This window comes from Sphingomonas carotinifaciens (assembly GCF_009789535.1).
Taxonomy (GTDB): domain Bacteria; phylum Pseudomonadota; class Alphaproteobacteria; order Sphingomonadales; family Sphingomonadaceae; genus Sphingomonas; species Sphingomonas carotinifaciens.
The window spans coordinates 3,098,389-3,118,126 of the sequence record NZ_WSUT01000005.1 but is presented as its reverse complement, the minus strand read 5'-3'; the positions used below and the strand labels follow the sequence as shown (position 1 = coordinate 3,118,126).

The 19,738-nt window shown below is 69.1% G+C and carries 18 protein-coding genes; 8 read left to right on the top strand and 10 right to left on the bottom strand.

Annotation, left to right across the window (positions count from 1 at the left end; translation table 11 throughout):
* Positions 1–8: 8 nt before the first annotated feature.
* The 9 genes from GQR91_RS16515 to GQR91_RS16475 form a co-directional block, all read right to left on the bottom strand.
* Positions 9–1,052, bottom strand: a complete 1,044-nt coding sequence (locus tag GQR91_RS16515; RefSeq protein WP_149680824.1) for a hypothetical protein — start codon at positions 1,050–1,052, stop codon at positions 9–11.
* A gap of 164 nt (positions 1,053–1,216) precedes the next feature.
* Positions 1,217–1,603, bottom strand: a complete 387-nt coding sequence (locus GQR91_RS16510) for a hypothetical protein (protein WP_149680823.1) — start codon at positions 1,601–1,603, stop codon at positions 1,217–1,219.
* Between the two features lie 114 nt (positions 1,604–1,717).
* Positions 1,718–2,410, bottom strand: coding sequence for a phosphate regulon transcriptional regulator PhoB (gene phoB, locus GQR91_RS16505; protein WP_112381020.1), 693 nt, complete (start codon positions 2,408–2,410; stop codon positions 1,718–1,720).
* Positions 2,411–2,421: 11 nt separating this feature from the next.
* Entirely contained in the window at positions 2,422–3,105 is a 684-nt protein-coding gene (gene phoU, locus GQR91_RS16500) for a phosphate signaling complex protein PhoU (protein WP_112381019.1), read from the bottom strand.
* 11 nt (positions 3,106–3,116) lie between these two features.
* Complete coding sequence (gene pstB, locus GQR91_RS16495; protein WP_149681438.1) at positions 3,117–3,863, bottom strand: phosphate ABC transporter ATP-binding protein PstB; 747 nt, start codon at positions 3,861–3,863, stop codon at positions 3,117–3,119.
* Between the two features lie 32 nt (positions 3,864–3,895).
* Positions 3,896–5,110, bottom strand: coding sequence for a phosphate ABC transporter permease PstA (gene pstA / locus GQR91_RS16490; protein WP_174236586.1), 1,215 nt, complete (start codon positions 5,108–5,110; stop codon positions 3,896–3,898).
* 28 nt (positions 5,111–5,138) lie between these two features.
* On the bottom strand, positions 5,139–6,515 hold the full coding sequence (gene pstC, locus GQR91_RS16485; protein ID WP_149680821.1) for a phosphate ABC transporter permease subunit PstC: 1,377 nt from the start codon (positions 6,513–6,515) through the stop codon (positions 5,139–5,141).
* On the bottom strand, positions 6,512–7,558 hold the full coding sequence (locus tag GQR91_RS16480; RefSeq protein ID WP_149680820.1) for a substrate-binding domain-containing protein: 1,047 nt from the start codon (positions 7,556–7,558) through the stop codon (positions 6,512–6,514). Before GQR91_RS16480 ends, pstC begins: the two co-directional genes overlap by 4 nt.
* A gap of 220 nt (positions 7,559–7,778) precedes the next feature.
* A complete protein-coding gene (locus tag GQR91_RS16475) occupies positions 7,779–8,957 on the bottom strand; it encodes an ATP-binding protein (RefSeq protein WP_235903828.1) in 1,179 nt (392 codons plus the stop codon).
* A gap of 302 nt (positions 8,958–9,259) precedes the next feature.
* On the opposite strand from GQR91_RS16475, the gene GQR91_RS16470 reads away from it, so the two are divergent.
* The 4 genes from GQR91_RS16470 to GQR91_RS16455 are packed head-to-tail and all read left to right on the top strand — an operon-like array spanning position 9,260 to position 11,791.
* Entirely contained in the window at positions 9,260–9,670 is a 411-nt protein-coding gene (locus GQR91_RS16470; RefSeq protein WP_174236570.1) for a hypothetical protein, read from the top strand.
* A 5-nt stretch (positions 9,671–9,675) separates the two neighbouring features.
* Entirely contained in the window at positions 9,676–9,951 is a 276-nt protein-coding gene (locus tag GQR91_RS19690) for an HPr-rel-A system PqqD family peptide chaperone (protein WP_235903827.1), read from the top strand.
* Complete coding sequence (locus GQR91_RS16460) at positions 9,948–10,793, top strand: HprK-related kinase A (protein ID WP_149680817.1); 846 nt, start codon at positions 9,948–9,950, stop codon at positions 10,791–10,793. The genes GQR91_RS19690 and GQR91_RS16460 overlap by 4 nt, the downstream gene beginning before the upstream one ends.
* Complete coding sequence (locus GQR91_RS16455) at positions 10,790–11,791, top strand: nucleotidyltransferase domain-containing protein (protein WP_149680816.1); 1,002 nt, start codon at positions 10,790–10,792, stop codon at positions 11,789–11,791. The genes GQR91_RS16460 and GQR91_RS16455 overlap by 4 nt, the downstream gene beginning before the upstream one ends.
* On the opposite strand, the gene GQR91_RS16450 is transcribed toward GQR91_RS16455, so the two are convergent.
* Entirely contained in the window at positions 11,754–12,443 is a 690-nt protein-coding gene (locus GQR91_RS16450; RefSeq protein ID WP_149680815.1) for an HAD-IA family hydrolase, read from the bottom strand. The genes GQR91_RS16455 and GQR91_RS16450 overlap by 38 nt on opposite strands.
* Positions 12,444–12,506: 63 nt before the next feature.
* Between GQR91_RS16450 and glmU the strand changes: the two genes are divergently transcribed.
* The 4 genes from glmU (at position 12,507) to GQR91_RS16430 (ending at position 19,738) form a co-directional block, all read left to right on the top strand.
* The gene (gene glmU / locus GQR91_RS16445; RefSeq protein WP_149680814.1) at positions 12,507–13,862 is read left to right on the top strand and encodes a bifunctional UDP-N-acetylglucosamine diphosphorylase/glucosamine-1-phosphate N-acetyltransferase GlmU; all 1,356 of its coding nucleotides are present in this window, start codon (positions 12,507–12,509) and stop codon (positions 13,860–13,862) included.
* A 6-nt stretch (positions 13,863–13,868) separates the two neighbouring features.
* Positions 13,869–15,692 carry a glutamine--fructose-6-phosphate transaminase (isomerizing) gene (gene glmS, locus GQR91_RS16440; protein ID WP_112381008.1) on the top strand — a complete coding sequence of 608 codons (1,824 nt, stop codon included), beginning with the start codon at positions 13,869–13,871 and terminating at the stop codon, positions 15,690–15,692.
* Positions 15,693–16,001: 309 nt separating this feature from the next.
* A complete protein-coding gene (locus GQR91_RS16435) occupies positions 16,002–17,879 on the top strand; it encodes a putative bifunctional diguanylate cyclase/phosphodiesterase (RefSeq protein WP_149680813.1) in 1,878 nt (625 codons plus the stop codon).
* Positions 17,879–19,738 (top strand): CHASE4 domain-containing protein, encoded by a 1,860-nt coding sequence (locus tag GQR91_RS16430; protein WP_149680812.1) that lies wholly within the window; start codon positions 17,879–17,881, stop codon positions 19,736–19,738. The genes GQR91_RS16435 and GQR91_RS16430 overlap by 1 nt, the downstream gene beginning before the upstream one ends.

Sequence of the window (19,738 nt, the reverse complement as noted above, 5' to 3'; positions counted from 1 at the left end):
CCGGGCGGTCAGGCCGCGGCCATCTCCACCGGGGGCAGGCGGCGCCCCGCCTTGCCGAGCAGGCCGACGACGCGGCGGCGCATCGGGTGCCAGAAGACCGACAGCGACAGCAGCGCGGCGCCGATGACCAGCGCGGTGAGGGCGGCCGACAGCTCGACCGCGCCGGCGGTACGGAACAGCGACCCCATGGCGAACAGCACATAGACCAGGCTGGAAACGAGCAGCGCCCGGCGGTCGACCGCAAGTGCCACGAAGCCGAAGACCGCGTAGAGGACGAGCGCGGCCAGTGCCGTGTCGATGCCGCTATTCTCGCCGAATACGCCGAGCAGTTGGAACACCGGATGCGCGATCATCGGTGCGGCGGCGAGATGCAGCCAGAAGGCGACATCGGCCCGCCGGGTGCGCCGGGCGGGATCGGACAGGTCCCAGCGCATCGCGAGCGCAAACATCGCAAGGCCGGCGACGAACAACAGCGGCCACATGGCGGCCTGCAGGCCGGGTGCGATGGCAAGGACGGTGCCGAGAACCAGCGCAGCGACGGCGCAGGCGCCGGCCGCGACGGTGATCGGGACCATGAACCGGCGCCAGTGCAGCCAGGCGGCCGCGGCTGCGCCCAGACCGGCAAGGGCGGTGACGATCGCGGTCGTCCGTTCGTCGCCGCTGTTCGGCGCGGCCGACAGAACCAGTGTCGTCAGGGTGGTGGCGATGCTGAATGCCACCCCGCCGACGAACGCGCCGAGCAGGATGATGCTGGGCAGTGCCATGCGGCGGCGCGCGGTGAAGACGATCGCCAGCATCCAGGCCGCGGCGGCGACGAACGCACCCGACAGATACGTCGCGATCGTGTCGCCGATCTGGCCGACCGCGACGAGCAGCAGGACAAGCGCGATCGACACGAAGATGTCGTTGAAGCCAGTGAGCAGGCGGAAATGCTCCTCGTCGACGGCCGGCGCGTGCCGCTCGCGTGCGACATGCGCGCGAAACGCCTGTGCCGCTTCTGCCGAGATCGCCCCGGCCTTTACCGCCGTATCCAGATCGCTTTCGCTATACATCCGCACCTCCCTGTTTCACGGGATGGTGACAGGCGTGTATTACAACGTCAACACACGATTGGATCGTATCATCGGGCGGACGCAAAGGCGGCGGCGATCCGGGTGGGATCGCCGCCGCCTTCGCTACTCATGGACACGGGTGATACGTGCCCGTCCGCCCGGTCTTACTTGCCGCCGCGCTGGCGGCAGCCGTCATACTGGCCCTTCTTGCAGACCGGGTAGCTGTCCTTGGCCGCGGGCGGGGGGAACGCCTCGCTGGGGCTTGGGGCCGGGCGGAACACGACCTGCGAACCCGGCTGCGGCGTGCCCTGCATCGCGCCGCCCTGGGGGGCGTAGCCGCCGGCGGTCGCGGCGCCGCCCGTGGTCTGGGGGCCCATGGTCTGGGCGGCAGGCGGCATCGACTGGGTCGGATCGGCGGCGGGATCCGGTGCCGTCGGGTTCGCGGCGGCGGCGGGATCGGCGGCAGCCTCCGTCTGGGTCTGGGGGGCGGTGTCCTGGGCGATGACAGGCGTCGCGAACATGGCGGTCGCGGCCAGAAGAATGAGCTTCATGCGGATCTCCTATAGCAGAAGTGCAAGTGCGTTAGCGCGATGCCCCAACGCCCTTTGCCGCACTTGGCTCCCTCGTTTCGGCCCCGACCCGGTCTTTCACTTGATTTCGATCAGTCAGATGCCGGTGTCCAGCGAATAGCCCGCCGACCGCACGGTGCGGATGATATCGGGCCGGTCGCCGACGTTGATCGCCTTGCGCAGGCGGCGGATATGCACGTCGACGGTGCGGCTCTCGATGTCCGAATCATGCCCCCAGACCGCATCGAGCAGCCGCTCACGCGAAAAGACCCAGCCGGGATGTTCCAGGAAGTGCTTGAGCAAGCGGAACTCCGTCGGGCCCAGCGCCACGACCTCGCCGGCGCGGCGGACCTTGTGGCCAACCGTATCCATCTCGATATCGGCATAGACCAGTGCCTCGCCAGCGAGCGCCGGGCGCACACGGCGCAGAACCGCCCCGACGCGGGCGACCAGTTCGCGCGGCGAGAAGGGCTTGGTGACATAATCGTCCGCGCCCGTCTCCAGCCCGCGCACCCGGTCCTCTTCCTCGCCGCGTGCGGTGAGCATGATGATGGGCACATTGGCGGTTTCGGCGGCACGCCGCAGGCGACGGCAGACCTCGATCCCGCTGATCCCCTCCACCATCCAGTCGAGCAGGACGATGTCGGGTGCGGTTTCCCGCGCGAGCAGCAGCGCCTCCTCCCCGTCCGGGGTGTGCGTGACCTCGAAATCCTCGCGCTTGAAGTGGAAGACGAGCAACTCGGCGAGTGCCGCATCGTCCTCCACCAGCAACATCTTGACGCGTGCCATGTGCTTGTCCCTCAGTCCTGAGTTCGGCCGCGGTCGCGCTCACCCATGCGGGTGCCGGTTGCCGCGAAATAGACCATTTCCGCCACGTTGGTCGCATGGTCGCCGATGCGTTCGAGGTTCTTGGCGACGAACAGCAGATGCGCGACCTGGCCGATCGTCTTGGGATTTTCGACCATGTAGGTGACAAGCGTGCGGAAGATGGAATCGTAGAAATCGTCGAGCGCGGAGTCGCTGGCGCAGACCTCCAGCGCCTTGGCGGGATCGCGCGCGGCAAAGGCGTCCAGCGCCTCGCGCACCATGGCCGAGGCCATTTTCGCCATCGCGGGCAGGACCGAGATCGGCTCGATCCGGTCCTCGCTTTCGATGAGCGGCACGCGCTTGGCGATGTTCTTGGCATAGTCGGCGATGCGCTCGACCACGTTCGCGATCTTGAGCGCGGCGACGACCTCGCGCAGGTCGTTCGCCATCGGTGCCCGCAGCGCGATGATGCGGACCGACAGGCGCTCCACCTCGGCCTCCAGCGCATCCACCGCCTTGTCGCCGGCGCGCACCTCCTCGGCCAGTACCAGGTCGCTGCGTTGAAGCGCCAGGATCGCGTTGGCGATCGCCGCCTCCGCCATGCCGCCCATCTGGGAAATCAGACCGCGCAGCCGCCCGATATCGGTGTCGAATGCCTTGACCGTGTGTTCTACCATCCTCGCCTCGCTCAACCGTATCGGCCGGTGATATAGTCTTTTGTCCGCTCTTCCCTTGGGTTGGTGAAGATGTCGGACGTTTTGCCATATTCGACCAGCGTGCCGAGATGGAAGAAGGCGGTGCGCTGGGACACGCGCGCTGCCTGTTGCATGTTGTGGGTGACGATCGCGATCGCGTAGCGGCCACGGAGCGCGTGGATCAGTTCCTCGATCTTGGCGGTGGCGATCGGGTCGAGTGCGGAGCAGGGCTCGTCCATCAGGATCACCTCGGGGTCGACCGCGATGGCGCGCGCGATGCACAGACGCTGCTGCTGCCCGCCCGACAGGGCGGTGCCGCTGTCCGACAGGCGGTCCTTCACCTCGTTCCACAGGCCGGCCCGGGTCAGCGACTGTTCAACCACCGCGTCCATGTCGCTGCGCGAACGGGCGAGCCCGTGGATGCGCGGGCCATAGGCGACATTCTCGTAGATCGACTTGGGAAAAGGGTTCGGCTTCTGGAAGACCATGCCGACGCGGGCGCGGAGCTGCACCACGTCCATGGCGGGTGCATAGATATCCTCGCCGTCCAGCCGGATGTCGCCGGACACGCGCGCGGAGGCGACGGTATCGTTCATCCGGTTGAGCGTGCGCAGAAAGGTGGACTTGCCGCAGCCCGACGGGCCGATGAAGGCGACGACCCGGTCCATCTCGATATCGATCGAGACGTCGTCGATCGCCTGCTTGTCCCCATAGAAGACGTTGACGTTGCGGGCGGCCATCTTGGGGCGGGCGGCGGTTTTGGGGGAAGCGGTCACCAGCGGGTCTCGAATCGGTTGCGGAGGTAGATGGCGAGCCCGTTCATCGCGAGCAGCACGACGAGCAGCACGATGATCGCCGCCGAGGTCTTCTCGACGAAGCCGCGATCGACCTGGTCGGACCAGAGGAAGATCTGAACGGGGAGGACGGTGGCGGGGGCGGCGAGGCCGGCGGGGGGGGCCGCGATAAAGGCGCGCATGCCGATCATGAGGAGGGGCGCGGTTTCACCCAGGGCGCGGGCCATGCCGATGATGGTGCCGGTGAGGATGCCGGGGAGCGCCAGGGGGAGGACGTGGTGGAAGACGACCTGGACGGGGGAGGCGCCGATGCCGAGGGCGGCGTCGCGGATCGAGGGGGGGACGGCCTTGATCGCGTTGCGGCCGGCGATGACGATGACCGGCATGGTCATGAGCGCGAGCGTCAGGCCGCCGACCAGGGGCGCGGAGCGGGGGAGGCCGAAGGTGCCGAGGAAGACGGCGAGGCCGAGCAGGCCGAAGATGATCGAGGGCACCGCGGCGAGGTTGTTGATCGACACCTCGATCAGATCGGTCCAGCGATTTTTTGGCGCATATTCCTCCAGATAGAGCGCGGACAGCACGCCGATCGGAAAGGCGAGCGCCAGCGTGACGAGCATGGTGAGCAACGAGCCCTTGAGCGCGCCCCATATGCCGATGCGGGTGGGATCGGTGGCGTCGGCATCGCGCAGGAAGCCGAGATTGAAGCCCGTCGAGATCGCGCCGCGCGCGCGCAGGCGAGCGACGACCGCCTCTGCCTGGGGCGTGCCCTCGCCCTTGGCCGCGACGTCATAGGGGCTGGCGAGCGGCAGGTCGAAGCGGCGCCGTCCATGCAGCAGGGCGGGATCGGCCTTGATCGCATCGCGCACCACCATCCAGGCGCCGGGCGACAGCAGCCCCTCGCCATCGCGGCCGAACACGCGCGTCGGGCTGCGTTCCACCACATCCTGAAGCCCTGCGCCCGCGAGCGCGAGATCGGCCCCGCGGCCGCGCAACTGGGCGGGCATGACGGGGAGGCGCGCGGCGGCGAGGTTGATCGGCACCGTTACCCGCGTCTCGGTAAAGCCGCGCGCGCCTTGCGCCACCATGGTGAAGAGGAGGAAGGCGAGGAACATCGCCGACAGGGCGACGGCGCCCAGCCCCAGCCAGCGGAAGCGGCGTTCCGCGGCATAGCGGCGGCGGATGCGACGCCGCATCTCGGGCGTCGTCCAGTCGGTCGGCTGCCTATTCATACGCTTCCCGGTATTTCTTCACGACGGCGAGCGCGACGATGTTGAGAAGGAGGGTGACGACGAACAGCGTCAGGCCGAGTGCAAAGGCGGCAAGCGTCTTGGGGCTGTCGAACTCGGCTTCGCCGGTCAGCAGGTCGACGATCTGGCGGGTGACGGTGGTCGCGCTGGCAAAGGGATTGGCGGTGAGGGTGGCGACGCCGCTGGCCGCCATGACGACGATCATCGTCTCGCCGATCGCGCGGCTGACCGCCAGGAGGACGCCGCCGACGACACCGGGAAGGGCGGCGGGCAGGAGCACGCGGCCGATCGTCTCCGACGAGGTGGCGCCCATCGCCAGGCTGCCGTCGCGCATGCTGGCGGGAACGGCGGCAAGGCTGTCGTCCGCCATCGAGGACACGAAGGGGATGATCATCACGCCCATGACCAGCCCGGCGGCCAGCGCGCTTTCCGACGAGGCCCAGCGCACGCCCATCGCGACCGCGAGATCGCGCACGGCAGGCGCCACGGTGAGCGCGGCGAAATAGCCATAGACGACGGTGGGCACGCCGGCGAGCATCTCGAGCAGCGGCTTCATCCAGCGGCGCGTGGCTGGGGCGGCATATTGCGTCAGATAGATCGCGCTCATCAGCCCGAACGGGATCGCCACCGCCATGGCGATGACCGCGCCGATGAAGAAGGTGCCCCAGAAGAGCGGCACCGCGCCCAGATTGGCGCCGGGATCGGCGGGGTCGATGACCTGTGGGCTCCAATGCGTGCCGAACAGGAAATCGGTGATCGGCACCACCGAGAAGAAGCGGGCCGCCTCGTACAGCAGCGACAGCACGATGCCGGCGGTGGTCAGGATCGCGACCAGCGAGGCGCCGAGCAGCAGGCCCATGACGATGCGTTCCACCCGTGTGCGCGCGGCAAAGGCGGGCTTGACGCGCAGATAGGCGAAGGTGCCGCCGGCAAAGCCGAGCAGCAGCGCGATGGCGGTCGCGATCCAGTCGTAGCGGGTCTGCGCCGCGGCATAGGCGGGGGCGAGCGCGGTGGACAGTTCGTGAAAGGCGCCGTGGGCACGGCCGGCGGCAAGCGCGCGCGCCTCCGACAGGATCGCGGCCCGCTCGAAACCGGGGGGTGGCAACTGCGTGGCGGGCGGGGTGGCGAGTACCGCATCGGTGACGAGTGCCGGCGCGTTGAGCGCCCAGAGCCCCAGGAACAGCAGCGGCGGGATCATCGTCCACAAGGCGACGTACCAGCCGTGATGGCCGGGCAGCGCACTGAAGCGCTGCGTTGTACCGCGACGGAAACGCGCGGCGCGGACGCGGGCACAGGCCCAGCCGATCAGGCCGAAACCGATGACGAGCAGCAGGATCAGCGGCAGGCTCATCCGTGCAGCGCGCCGGGATCGAGCGGGATTTCATCGGCGATCACCGCGGCGGCGCGCGCCTGCACCGCGGGCGGCGAGGCGATCAGGCCGCGCCGGACGAGCGGGCCGCCCCGGCCCCAGTTCGCGGCATACAGCTTCAGGAAATCGCGCAGGCCCGGAATGGCGCTGAGATGCGCCTTCTTCACATAAAGGTAGAGCGGCCGCGAGCCCGGATAGCGGCCATCGGCGATCGTGTCGTAGCTGGGGGCGACGCCATCTATGGCCACACCGTCGACGGTGCCGGCATTCTCCTCCAGATAGCTGTAGCCGAAGACGCCGATCGCATCGGGGTTCGACTGCAGCTTCTGCACGATCAGATTGTCGTTCTCGCCGGCGTCGATATAGGCGCCGTCCTCGCGCACCGCGGTGCACAGCGTGAGATGCGCGGCGGGATCGCTATGGGCGAGCGTGGCGGCACGCGGGTTCGTCGCCTCGCACCCCTTGACCATGATGAGGTCGGCGAGCGCGTCGCGGGTGCCGCTGGTCGCGGGCGGGCCATAGACCTGGATCGGGATGGCGGGCAGGCGGGGGTCGACATCGGTCCAGGTGCGCGTGCGGTTCGGCCGGCCGCCGGGACGCGCGGCCAGCGCTTTGTAGATGTCGGCGGCGCCCAGTTGCAGCCGCTGTCCGCCATGCGCCTGCGCAAAGGCGATGCCGTCGATGCCGATCTGGATTTCGAGCAGTTCGCGCGCGCCGTGGCGGGCGCAGGCGGCATATTCGCTGGCCTTCATCCGGCGCGAGGCATCGACGAGGTCGGGGTGCCCGGCGCCGATCCCGGCACAGAACAGCTTCATGCCGGCACCGGTGCCGGTCGATTCGATCACCGGGGCCCGGGCATCCGGATTGTTGGCGACGAAGCGTTCGGCGACGATGGTGGTAAAGGGATAGACGGTGGACGACCCGACCGCCGCGATCTGGTCACGCGTGCCCGCACCACCGCCATTGGCCTGATCTTGGCAAGCCGCCAGCGCGAGCGCCGCGGCGATGAGGCAGGGGATGCGCATGAAGGTCCTTGGGGCTCACCGGATGGTGCGAACCTGTCGCTGCCACCGCTTGGCAACCCTTGTGTGACATTGCGGTTACCCTTTTGTGACAGCGCCTTCCTTGGCGAGCGCGCATCTTCTTTCTTCTGCGGCCCGATACGGGATCAAGTCCCGTATCGTCGGTCATGGCGGTGCCATGCCGGCCGTGCCGGCACGTGCGCCTTCGGCGCATCGGCGCGTGCTACGCGCCTCGTGCCGTCAGCAGGGGCAGGCGCACGGTCACGGTGGTGCCGACGCCCACGGTGCTGGCGATCTCCAGCCGGCCGCGATGCCGCTCCACGATATGCTTGACGATGGCGAGGCCCAGCCCGGTGCCGCCCAGCGTGCGGCTGCGCCCGGCATCGACGCGGTAGAAACGCTCGGTAAGGCGCGGCAAGTGGACGGTGGGGACGCCCTCTCCCTGATCGGCGACGATCAGCCGGACGGCGGCGGCATCGGTTTCCAGCGACAAGGCGATCGGCGTGTCGGGCCGACCATATTTCATCGCATTGCCGAGCAAATTGTGCAGCATCTGCGACAATTGCGCACGGTCGCCGGCAACGGGCACCTGTTCCGCGACGATGCAGTTGATGTCCTGTGCGCGGGGCGCGCCGGAGTCGCGCAGTTCCTCGCACACATCGGCGATCAGCAGGCCGAGATCGACCGGCTGGGCGGGCAGGCGGTATTTGTCCGCCTCGATCCGGCTGAGCGAGATCAGATCCTCGACCAGCCGCTGCATGCGCCGCGCCTCGTCGAACATCACCTTCAGGAAGCGGGCGCGCAGGGCGGGTTCCTCGCCCGCCTCGTCGCCCAGCGTTTCGATGAAGCCGAGGATGGAGGCGAGCGGGGTGCGCAGTTCGTGACTGGCATTGGCGACGAAATCGACCCGCATCCGCTCGGCCGCATCCTGGTCGGTCTGGTCGATCAGGTGGACGATACGCTGTCCGTCGGAGGCCTGGCCGACGCGCATCTCCCAACGCTGGTCCGGCGCGCCGAGCCCTACGAGCATGACCGGCTCGTCGGACACCGGCGTGTCGGCGACGAGGCGTTCGGCGGCGGCCGGGTGGCGGATCGCGACGCGCGCATCCTCGTCCACGATATGGTCGCCGAGCAGGTCGCGGGCCGCGGCGTTGGCCATGGTGACGCGCCCGCCATCGACCAGCAGCACGGGTTCGACGATCGCGTCCAGCACCTCGCCCAGATGCGGATCGGTGGCGACGGGCGCCTGCACGCGCGGGCGCTCCTCCGCCTCGCCGCTGCCCGCCAGCAGCGTGGCCGCCAGCCCGCCCACCGCCGCGATCACCGCGGCGGTCAGGCCGGCCAGGACGAAAACGGTGCCGGCCGTGACCAACGCCACCACGACCCCCCAGACGGTGCGCATCCCGAATCCCATGGGCAGCTTCTCTAGAGAGGTTCCCGCCCAGGTTGAACCACCGTCGTCGCCCTTTGGGCGATCGCTTCGCGGCGGGGTGCTTTCGGCCCGGCGCGGCGTTGCTCGTCCGGCACGATGCCATCCGCATCGCGCCTCCCTCCCGCCTTGCGCCGAACCGGAATTTCCTCCGTGCCGGTGATCCAACCTGATCGGGACTCTCTCTAGACGGGACAGGCGGGTCTTGTCGCGCCTCGCGTGCCGCTTGCTGGTGCTTCACGATTGTGAAAGAGCAGGCGCGCTATGGACGCCCGATGACCGACGATACGCCCCCCGACATGCGTCCCGACGCCGAGGACGGCGCCAGCCGCCGCCGGGTGCTGATGCTGGGGGCGGCCGGCGCGACCGCGGTGCTGTCGATCCGGCCGGCGCTGGCGCAGAGCGCGGGGTCGGTGCTGACCTGCGAGATACCGGTGCCCGATCCGGGCCGGGCGGGCAGCTATATCGCGCCGGACGGCCGTCTGGTGCCGGCGCGGACCAAGGGGGCGTTTCCGCCGGTCGCACGGCCGTTCAAGGGCGAGGAGGTGCGCCGCGCCCTCCAGGGCGGGCAGTTGCCCGGCACCGAATGGAACAGCAATCGCGCCTATGTGAACTATATCCGGCGGCTTCAGCGCGGGCAGGGCGGTTTTACCTGCTTCGCCTCGCTCCAGATGCCACGCGGCTGACGCGTGTGGCGCCGCCGCGCTACCGTGCCGCTGCGCCCGATACGCTGCTGACGGCACCGCTCGATCCGTTCGTGGCGGTGTTTCACCGCGCATCGGGCATCACCCATCTGCTGACCGAGCCGGCGCCCGAGATCCTGGCGATGCTGTATCCCGACCCGCTGACCGCGGCGGCGTTGTTCGATCGGCTGGCCGCGGCCTATGACCTGGCCGATGGCGACCGCGACACCTTGGCCGAACGGCTGGACGAACTGGTCGCGACCGGGCTGGTCGAGGCGCTGTGAGGCATAGCCTGTCGCTGAAGGTCGGGCCGGTGGGCTTTCGTGTCGGGTCGGACTGGCGCGCGCCGATCGCGCAACTGGCAGCGCTCTACGAGGGCTATCCATCGGTCGATGTGCCCGATTTCACCGTCCGGCTGGAGGCGCTGCGGCCGTGGCGGCGCTGGGTGCGACCGTCGGTGGCGATCCATGGCGATTACCGGCTGCCCGAAGCGGCGCCCCTGCCGCTGGCGCAAGGGCTGCTGGCGGCGGAGCTGGGAATGAACCTGCAGATGGCGCTGGGCTATCGCCGGCATCTGCTGCTCCATGCCGCGGTCGTGGAGCGGGGCGGGCGGGCGGTGCTGATGAGCGGCGTTTCGGGGGCGGGGAAATCGACGCTGGCGCTGATGCTGGGGCAGGGCGGGTGGCGGTTCCTGGGGGACGAGTTCGCGCTGGTCGATTGTGCGAGCGGGGGGGTGGTTCCGTTTCCGCGGGCGGTGAGTTTGAAGAACGGGAGCATCGCGGTGGCGGCGGAGGGGGCGAGGCTGGGGCCGATGCTGAGGGGGACGCCCAAGGGGGTGATCCGGCATGTCGCCCCGCCGGGCGATGCGGTGGCTCGGATGGCGGAGGGGGCGAGCCCCGCGCTGCTGGTGTTTCCGCGGTTCGGGTTTGCGGGGGCGGTGCGCGGGCTGGACGCGGCGGAGACGTTCGTGCGGCTGACCCAGGCGTCCACCAACTATGCGATGCTTGGGGAGGCGGGGTTCAGGGCGCTGACCCGGCTGGTGGAGGGGGTGCCGGCGGTGGCGATCGACTATCCGGACGGGGCGGCGGGGGTGGCGCAGGTCGAGGCGTTGTTTGCGGCGTTATGACGACGAATTTGCTGACTCGCATACTAAGCAATCCTGCGTGCGCCTCCGAGATGGAGGCGCCGCAGTGGACCGCGATCCTTACAGTTGCGCGGGCCGAGCAGTTGGCGGGCACGCTGGCGCAGCGGCTGGCGGGATTGCCGGTGCCGGCGCGGGTGGCGGCGGTGCTGGCGGATGCGCAGGGCTCGGCGGAGCAGGGCCGGCGGGCGGCGCTGTGGGAGGCGGAGATGGTGCGCCGCGCGCTCGCACCGCTCGGCGTGCCGGTCGTGCTGCTCAAGGGGACCGCCTATGTCGCGGCCGGGCTGGCGGCGGGGCGGGGGCGCAGCATCGGGGACTGCGACATATTGGTGCCGCGCGAGGCTCTCGCGCCGGTCGAGGCGGCGTTGCTGGCGGCGGGGTGGGAATGGGTGAAGCCCGACGCTTACGACGACGCCTATTATCGGCAATGGATGCATGAATTGCCGCCGCTGATCCACCGCGAGCGGGACCGGATGATCGACGTGCATCACACCATCCTGCCGCCGACCGCGCGGCCGACGCCCGATGCCGACGCGCTGATCGCGGATGCAGTGCCGCTGGAAAACGGGCTGTCGGTACTGGCGCCGATGGACATGATCGTCCACGCCGCCGCGCATCTGTTCGCCGATGGCGATCTGGCCGGCGGCCTGCGCAATTTGTGGGACATACACTGCCTGATCGGCGAGTTCGGGACCGGGGGCTTGCACGAGCGGGCGGCGCATCACCAGCTGGGAGGTGCGGTGGCGCGGGCGGTACGGCTGGCGGAAGCGCTATATGGCAGCAAGGGGACGGCCGGGCTGGGCGCGGTCGATCGCCTGTATATGCGCCGGTTGCTGGCCCGCGACGGATGGGGACGCGAGACGCGGCAGGGCGTGCGGTTCGGCTTCTATGTGCGCTCGCACGCCCTGCGGATGCCGCCCGCCATGCTGGCGCGGCATTTGTGGATCAAGTGGCGCCGCCGAGGCGCGCCAGCTTCGGGATGAGTTCGCCATAGCCGTCGATGATCGCGTCGGCGCCCAGTTCCCCGACCGGTTGCATCAGGAAGCCGAAGGAGCAGGCGACGACCGGCAGCCCGGCGGCGCGGGCGGCCTGCACGTCATAGATCGAGTCGCCGACAAAGGCCGCCCGGCCGCCGCCGCAGCGGTCGACCAGCGCCTGGATGGGCACCGGCGAAGGCTTTCCGATGCCCATCGTGTCGCCGCCGATCAGGCAGGCGAAGCGGTCGGCAAGCCCCAGTTCGGCGAGGATACGGGCGGCCAGCGCCTCCAGCTTGTTGGTCATGATGCCGATGGTCACGCCCATCGCCGCCAGTTCGTCGAGCGCGTCCAGCGCGCCGGGGAAGGGGCGGGTGTGGACGGTGATGTTCGCCTCGTAATGGTCCAGCAGGCGGCGCTGGAGGATATCGAGAGTCGCTTCGTCGCAGCCGCCGGTCGCGGCCAGCCCCTGCGCCAGCATGTGGCGCGCGCCGCCGCCGATCATCGGCTTGACCTGTTCGACGGTCAGCGTCGGCCGGTCGATCGAGGCGAGGGCATGGTTGACCGCGGCGGCAAGATCGCCGCTGGTGTCGAGCAGCGTGCCGTCCAGATCGAACCCGATCGTGTCGAATGGGAAACGCGCGGATGAATTTATGTCCATGTCGGGGGCGGGTGCCAGTCGCGCTATGGCGTTGGCAAGCCTTTCGTGGCAGGCGACCGCCCCATGACGCGACCGGTAGCCGCCATCATCCTCGCCGCGGGCAAGGGCACCCGCATGAAATCCGACCTGCACAAGGTTCTCCACCCGATCGCGGGGCAGTCGATGCTGCTGCATCTGCTGGACGCCGCGGGCACGCTGTCGCCCGAACGGACGGTGGTGGTCACCGGCGCCGGGCGCGAGCAGGTGGAGGCGGCGGTAGCGCCGCTGGGCGTATCCACCGCGCTGCAGGCCGAGCAGCTGGGCACCGGCCATGCGGTCGCCCAGGCCGAGGATGCGCTTGCCGGGTTCGATGGCGACGTGCTGATCCTGTATGGCGACGTGCCGCTGGTGCGGGCCGAGACGATGCGCGCGATGCTGGAGCGGCTGAATGCCGCCGACGCGCCGGCGTTGGTGGTGCTGGGCTTCCGCCCGGCCGATCCCGGCGCCTATGGCCGGCTGATCGTCGCCGAGGGCGGCGACCGGCTGGAAAAGATCGTCGAATATAAGGACGCCAGCGACGCCGAGCGGGCGGTGACCCTGTGCAACACCGGCCTGATGGCGGCACGATCGGCCGACCTGTTCGCGCTGCTCGGCCGGCTGGGCAACGACAATGCCGCGGGCGAATATTACCTGACCGACGTTGTCGAGATGTCGGGATCGGCAGCGGTGATCGAGGCGGACGCGGGCGAGGTTACCGGTGTGAACAGCCGCGGCGAGCTGGCCGCGGTGGAAGCGCTGTGGCAGCAGGCGCGCCGGGCCCGCGCGATGGCGGAGGGCGCGACGCTGATCGCGCCGGAAACCGTGTGGTTCGCGCATGATACGGTGATCGGCCGCGACGTAACGATCGAGCCCAATGTCGTGTTCGGCCCCGGCGTGACCGTGGCGGACGGCGTGACCATTCACGGCTTCTGCCATCTGGAAGGTGCGACGATCGGCCCGAAGGCGGAGGTCGGCCCCTATGCGCGGCTGCGCCCCGGTGCGGTGCTGGAGGACGGCGCCAAAATCGGCAATTTCGTCGAGATGAAGAAGGCCGTCCTGGGTCGCGGTGCCAAGGCCAACCACCTGACCTATCTGGGCGATGCCGAGGTGGGCGCGGGCGCCAATATCGGCGCAGGGACCATCACCTGCAATTATGACGGCTATCTGAAATATCGCACGGTGATCGGCGAGGGAGCGTTCATCGGCTCCAACTCCGCACTGGTCGCGCCGGTCACGATCGGCGCAGGCGCGATCGTCGCGGCGGGATCGGTGCTGACCGCGGATGTGGATGCCGATGCGCTGGCGCTGGTCCGGCCGACCCGCGTGACCAAGCCGGGCTGGGCGGCCCGTTTTCGAGAGATCATGCGCGCCAAGAAGAGCGCGGCCAAGACCGGGGAGTAAAAGGCCATGTGCGGAATCGTGGGGATCCTGGGCACCGAGGGCGTGGCCGACCGGCTGCTCGACGGGTTGAAGCGGCTGGAATATCGCGGCTACGACTCGGCGGGCATCGCGACCATCGATGGCGATGCGATCGCCAGGCGGCGGGCGTCGGGCAAGCTGGTCAATCTGGCGCGCGAACTGGCCGAGCATCCGCTGCCCGGCACGACCGGCATCGCGCATACCCGCTGGGCGACGCATGGCGGCCCGACGACCAACAACGCGCACCCGCATGCCACCGAGCATGTCGCGGTGGTGCACAACGGCATCATCGAGAATTTCAAGGCGCTGCGCGAGGAACTGACGGCGCGCGGCCGTACCTTCACCAGCGAGACCGATACCGAGGTGGTCGCCCATCTGGTCAGCGAGAAGGTGGAGCAGGGGCTGGAGCCGGTCGCCGCGGTGCGCGAGGTGCTGCCCCGCCTGCACGGTGCGTTCGCGCTCGCCATCCTGTTCAGGGATGCGCCCGACATGCTGATCGGCGCGCGGCTCGGCTCGCCGCTGGTCGTCGGGTACGGCGAGGGCGAGACCTATCTGGGTTCCGACGCGCTGGCGCTGGCGCCGCTGACCCAGCGTATCGCCTATCTGGACGAGGGCGACTGGGTGGTGTGCACCGCGGGCGGTGCGCAGGTCTATGACCGCGAGAACAATCCGGTCGAGCGGCCGGTGACGATCTCCGGCGTGACCGGCGCCTTGATCGACAAGGGCAATCACCGCCACTTCATGCAGAAGGAAATCTACGAGCAGCCGATCGTCGTCGCGCAGACGCTGCGTTCGTACCTGCAGCGGATGGAGGAGCGGATCACGCTGCCCATCCCGGATTTCGACCTGTCGCAGATCAAGCGCGTGACGATCGTCGCGTGCGGCACCAGCTTCTATGCCGGCATGGTCGCCAAATACTGGTTCGAGCAGTTCGCGCGCGTCCCCGTCGACCTGGATGTCGCGTCCGAGTTTCGGTACCGCGCGCCGGTGATGGAGCCGGGCGGGCTGATGATCGTCATCAGCCAGTCGGGCGAGACGGCCGATACGCTGGCGGCGCTGCGCCACGCCAAGAGCGAGGGGCAGACGATCGCCGCGGTGGTGAACGTGCCGACCAGTTCGATGGCGCGCGAGGCGGACCTGTTGCTGCCCACCCATGCCGGGCCGGAAATCGGCGTGGCATCGACCAAGGCGTTCACCTGCCAGTTGGCGGTGCTGGCCGCGCTGGCCGCCAATCTCGCCAAGGCGAAGGGGCGGCTGACGGCCGAGGAAGAGAAGCATATCGTCCGCCATCTGGCCGAGGCGCCCGCCGCGATCAACGGCGCGCTGGCCTATGACGAGGCGATCGAGGGCATGGCGGGCGTGGTCGCCGCGGCCCGCGACGTGCTGTATCTGGGGCGCGGCACCGATTATCCGCTGGCGCTGGAAGGTGCGCTGAAGCTGAAGGAAATCAGCTATATCCATGCCGAGGGCTATGCCGCGGGCGAGATGAAGCATGGGCCGATCGCGCTGATCGACGAAAATGTGCCGGTGATCGTCATCGCACCGTCCGGCCCGTTGTTCGAAAAGACGGTGAGCAACATGCAGGAGGTGCAGGCGCGCGGCGGCCGCGTCGTCCTGATCTCCGACTATGACGGGATCGAGGCGGCGGGCGACGGCTGCGTCGCGACGATCACCATGCCCAAGGTCCATCCGCTAATCGCGCCGATCGTCTATGCGGTGCCGGTGCAGCTGCTGGCCTATCATGTCGCGGTCGCCAAGGGCACCGATGTCGACCAGCCGCGCAACCTGGCCAAGTCGGTGACGGTGGAATGACCGTTATCAGCTAGGCCGCGATGACTTCACCTTAATCCGTTCGTGCCGAGTAGAGATCGAGTAGCTCCGCAGGAGCGTATCGAGAGCTTGTATCGAGGCACCGCCGGCGAGCTAACCTGTCTCTCGATACGCCGTCTCGATACGCAGCCTTGCTGCTACTCGACGGCTACTCGAGACGAACGGGAAATGGTTCAATCTGAAATCATCATGCTCCACGCCCGTCCGGACGATCGTTTACGGCGCCTTAAGCATCCTTGCCTACCTCATCGGGAAAGCGCCCCGCGGGCGATAGATGAGGAACGGACGGGCATGCGCATTCTGATCGTGGACGACGAGCCGGCGATGCATGCCAGCTATGCCCGCAGCTTCGCGCCGGTGCGCGCGGAGAATGCGGGCGCGCTGGATGCGATGGCCGCCGCGTTGTTCGGCGATGACGCGGCCGGCGACGCGGAAAGCGACGCGCCCGCCTTCACGCTGACCCGGTGCGATCAGGGGCTGGATGCGGTGGCCGAGGTGGAGCGTGCGCTGGCCGAGGGGGCGCCGTATCCGGTCGCCTTTATCGACATCCGCATGCCGCCGGGGATCGACGGGCGCGAAACCGCACGCCGCATCCGCGCGCTGGACCCGGACATCAACCTGGTGATCGTCACCGGCTATTCCGATTTCTCGCCGCTGGAGATCGCCAAGGTCGCCGGGCCGACCGACAAGATCTTCTACATCGCCAAGCCGTTCGAAGTGGCCGAAATCGTGCAGACGGCCACCGCGCTGACCCATCGCTGGCAGGCGGACCGGGAACTGCGCGCCGCGCGCGAGACGCTGGCCGCGCAGGTGAAGCAGCTTGAGGAACAGGGGCTGGAGCTGGCGGCGAACGAGAGCCGCGCGCTGCATCTGGCGACGCATGATTCGCTGACCGAGGCGCCCAACCGGCTCGCCTTCCTGCGCGCGCTGGGCGAGCGGGCGCGCAAGCCCGGACTGTTCGGCACCGCGATGCTGGACCTGGACCGGTTCAAGCTGGTGAACGACACGCTGGGGCATCTGGCGGGCGATGCGCTGATCCGCGAGATGTGTGCCAAGTTGCAGCAGTCGTCGCCCGAGGGTGCGGTGGTGGCGCGGCTGGGCGGGGACGAGTTCGGCGTGCTGTTCGACACGGCCGGGCAGGAGGCCGCGGTGATGGCGTGCGAGCGGATGATCGCGGCCTGCTCGGTCACCTTCAGCGTGCTGGGCAATTCGGTGCGCGGCGGCGCCTCGTGCGGGCTGGTCGCGGTGGACGGACGCGACGACCGCGACCCGCTGGATATCGTGCGCCGCGCCGATCTGGCGCTGAACGATGCCAAGCGATCGGGGCGCGGCGTCGTGCGCCTGTTCGACGACAGCATGGACGACAGCATCCGTTTCCGCCGCGATGTCGAGGATCGGTTGTCCCAGGCGGTACAGCGCGAGGAGTTGAGCCTGGCCTATCAGCCGATCGTGTCGCGCGACGGGCTGGAGATCGACGGGTTCGAGGCGCTGGTCCGCTGGAACACCAACGAGTTCGGGCTGATCAGCCCCGACACCTTTATCCCGATCGCCGAGGAATCGAACCTGATCCACGAACTGGGCGACTGGATCCTGGGCGCGGCGCTCAAGGAATTGCAGCATTGGCCCGGGCAATATGTGTCAGTGAATTTCAGCCCGCGCCAGTTCCGGCGGCACAATTTCGTCGGCCATGTCATGGAAAGCGTGCAGCGTGCGGGCGTATCGCCGGGCCGGGTGCAGATCGAGATCACCGAGACCGCGATCTTTGACGATGCCGAGCGCGCCGCGGAGACGCTCTACAAGCTGCGCCAGATGGGCTTTCGCATCGCGCTGGACGATTTCGGTACCGGCTATTCCAGCCTCTACAATATCCGCAAGTTCGCGCTGGACTGCCTGAAGATCGATCGCAGCTTCATCGACGGGATGGGGCGTGAGCGCGAATCGGCGGCGATCGTCCATTCGATCATCCATCTGGGCCGCGCACTGGGGCTGGGCGTGGTGGCCGAGGGCGTGGAAACCGAGGCGCAGGTACAGGCGCTGCGCGTGGCGGGGGCGAGCCACATGCAGGGCTATTATTTCTCGCAGGCGGTGCCGCCGGAGCGGGCACGCGCGCTGGCCGAGCAACGGTCGATGGCGACGCCGCCGCTGATGGCGTCCGGGGCGACGCGCTGATGCAGCGGCCGCTCGCGCGGCCCATGACGCGGGGCGGGGGCTCGCTGGGGGGCAAGCTGGTCCGGCTGTTGACGCTGGTGGGGGTGGGCGGTGCGATCGCGATCACGCTGCTGCTGATCGGCGTCATCACCCCCAGCTTCAACCAGTTGGAGAACCGGGCGGTCCACGGCCATGTCGAGCGGATGCAGGCGGCGCTGGCCGAATATGCGTCCAAGGTCGAAAGCGCGGTGCGCGATTATGGCGACTGGACCGCCAGCTACGACTATATGGCAAGGCCGAGCGCGGCGTTCGAGCGCGACAGTTTCTCCACGCTCGCCATGGCCAATCTGGGGGTGGAGGGCATGGCCTATGTCGCGCCGGACGGCCGGGTCGTAGTGGCGCGCTGGCGCGACCAGGCGAGCGGGGCCGAGCGGCCGGAGATGCGCGGGCAGCTGATCGCGATGATCGGGCGCGTGCCGTTCGCGCGGGTGCTGGCGGGGCGTAGTTCGGGCCGCTTCTATGCGCGGCTGGGCGATGTGGTGGCCGCCGTCGGCGTGGCGCAGATCCGGCGGTCGGACGGGACGGGAGCCCCGCGCGGCCATGTGCTGATGGCGCGGGTGATCAGCTCGCAGCGCCTGTCCGAACTGCTGCAACTGGACGCACGGATCGATCCGGCCGCGCGGGGCGACAGCGCGGTGGTCGGGCGACGCGCGCGCGCGGTGGACATTGCCGTGCCGATCCGGGGGGCGGACGGGCATGCGGTGGCCGCGGCGCGGTTCAGCGTGCCGCGTGCGGTGTCCAATCTGGGGCGGCGAATGGTGCTGCTGGCGGTGGCGGGCTCGACCATGTTGCTGCTGATCGTGCTGATGGTGCTGCGCCGGGCGATCGCGCGGCTGGTGCTGGCGCCGCTGCGGCGGGTGGAGGCGCATATGCAGCGCGTGCGCGTGTCGGGATCGCTGACGCTGCTGGACGAAGAGGGCGCGCGGAGCGACGAGATCGCCTCGCTCGGCCGCAGTTTCAACGCGATGCTGCGCCAGTTGAAGGACCTGCGCGAGCAGATCGAGATCCAGAGCTTCGCGCTCGGCCGCTCGGAAAGCGCGGTGGCGGTCATGCACAATGTGCGCAATGCACTGAACCCGATCAGCACGATATTGAGCCAGGGGATCGCGCAGGCGCCGCCGGTGGAGCGGGGGATGCTGGACCGGGCGGTGGCGGAGCTGGCGCGGGGGGACGTGTCGCCGGAGCGTCGCGAGAAGCTGGCGGCGTTCGTGGCGGCGGGGCTGGAGGCGCAGGTGCAGGCGCGCGACGCGATGCGCAGCGAGCTGGTGGTGGGGCGCGAGGCGATGGCGCATGTGCTGGACATTATCGGCCAGCAACAGGCGCAGGCCCATGAGCGCCCGCCGCTGGATGCGTGCGACGTGACCGAGATCATCGCGCGCAACGCGACCATCGCGCGCTATTCGGAAGGCGTGTCGATCGCCTTCACCTTTCCGGCGACGCCCGCCCCGGTACTGGCCAGCCGGGTGATCCTGAGCCAGGTGATCGGCAACCTGTTCGGCAATGCCGCGGAGGCGATCGCGGCGACCGGGCGCGATCACGGGTCGATCATCGTCGCGATCGAGCAGACCGGCGAGCGCACCACGATCCGCATCAACGACGATGGCGAGGGGTTCGACGCGGATACGGCCGCGACGCTGTTCCAACGCGGTTTTTCGACGCGGGCGCACAAGTCGGGCGGGCTGGGCCTGCACTGGTGCGCCAATTCGATGGTCGCGATGGGCGGGGCGCTCCACCTGCACAGCCGCGGGCGCGGGCTGGGTGCGGAGGCGGTGCTGACGCTGGCGAGCGTACCCGCCGACGCGCTGGCGACCGCCGCCTGA

Coding starts and splice junctions, on each gene's coding strand:
- GQR91_RS16450 (WP_149680815.1), bottom strand. CDS start 12,443: ATGGACATAAATTCATCCGCGCGTTTCCCATTCGACACGATCGGGTTC.
- GQR91_RS16455 (WP_149680816.1), top strand. CDS start 10,790: ATGACGACGAATTTGCTGACTCGCATACTAAGCAATCCTGCGTGCGCC.
- phoU (WP_112381019.1), bottom strand. CDS start 3,105: ATGGTAGAACACACGGTCAAGGCATTCGACACCGATATCGGGCGGCTG.
- pstA (WP_174236586.1), bottom strand. CDS start 5,110: ATGCGGCGTCGCATCCGCCGCCGCTATGCCGCGGAACGCCGCTTCCGC.
- GQR91_RS16480 (WP_149680820.1), bottom strand. CDS start 7,558: ATGCGCATCCCCTGCCTCATCGCCGCGGCGCTCGCGCTGGCGGCTTGC.
- glmU (WP_149680814.1), top strand. CDS start 12,507: ATGACGCGACCGGTAGCCGCCATCATCCTCGCCGCGGGCAAGGGCACC.
- GQR91_RS16475 (WP_235903828.1), bottom strand. CDS start 8,957: ATGCGCACCGTCTGGGGGGTCGTGGTGGCGTTGGTCACGGCCGGCACC.
- GQR91_RS16430 (WP_149680812.1), top strand. CDS start 17,879: ATGCAGCGGCCGCTCGCGCGGCCCATGACGCGGGGCGGGGGCTCGCTG.
- GQR91_RS16470 (WP_174236570.1), top strand. CDS start 9,260: ATGACCGACGATACGCCCCCCGACATGCGTCCCGACGCCGAGGACGGC.
- GQR91_RS16435 (WP_149680813.1), top strand. CDS start 16,002: ATGCGCATTCTGATCGTGGACGACGAGCCGGCGATGCATGCCAGCTAT.
- pstC (WP_149680821.1), bottom strand. CDS start 6,515: ATGAGCCTGCCGCTGATCCTGCTGCTCGTCATCGGTTTCGGCCTGATC.
- GQR91_RS16510 (WP_149680823.1), bottom strand. CDS start 1,603: ATGAAGCTCATTCTTCTGGCCGCGACCGCCATGTTCGCGACGCCTGTC.
- GQR91_RS16515 (WP_149680824.1), bottom strand. CDS start 1,052: ATGTATAGCGAAAGCGATCTGGATACGGCGGTAAAGGCCGGGGCGATC.
- phoB (WP_112381020.1), bottom strand. CDS start 2,410: ATGGCACGCGTCAAGATGTTGCTGGTGGAGGACGATGCGGCACTCGCC.
- glmS (WP_112381008.1), top strand. CDS start 13,869: ATGTGCGGAATCGTGGGGATCCTGGGCACCGAGGGCGTGGCCGACCGG.
- pstB (WP_149681438.1), bottom strand. CDS start 3,863: ATGGCCGCCCGCAACGTCAACGTCTTCTATGGGGACAAGCAGGCGATC.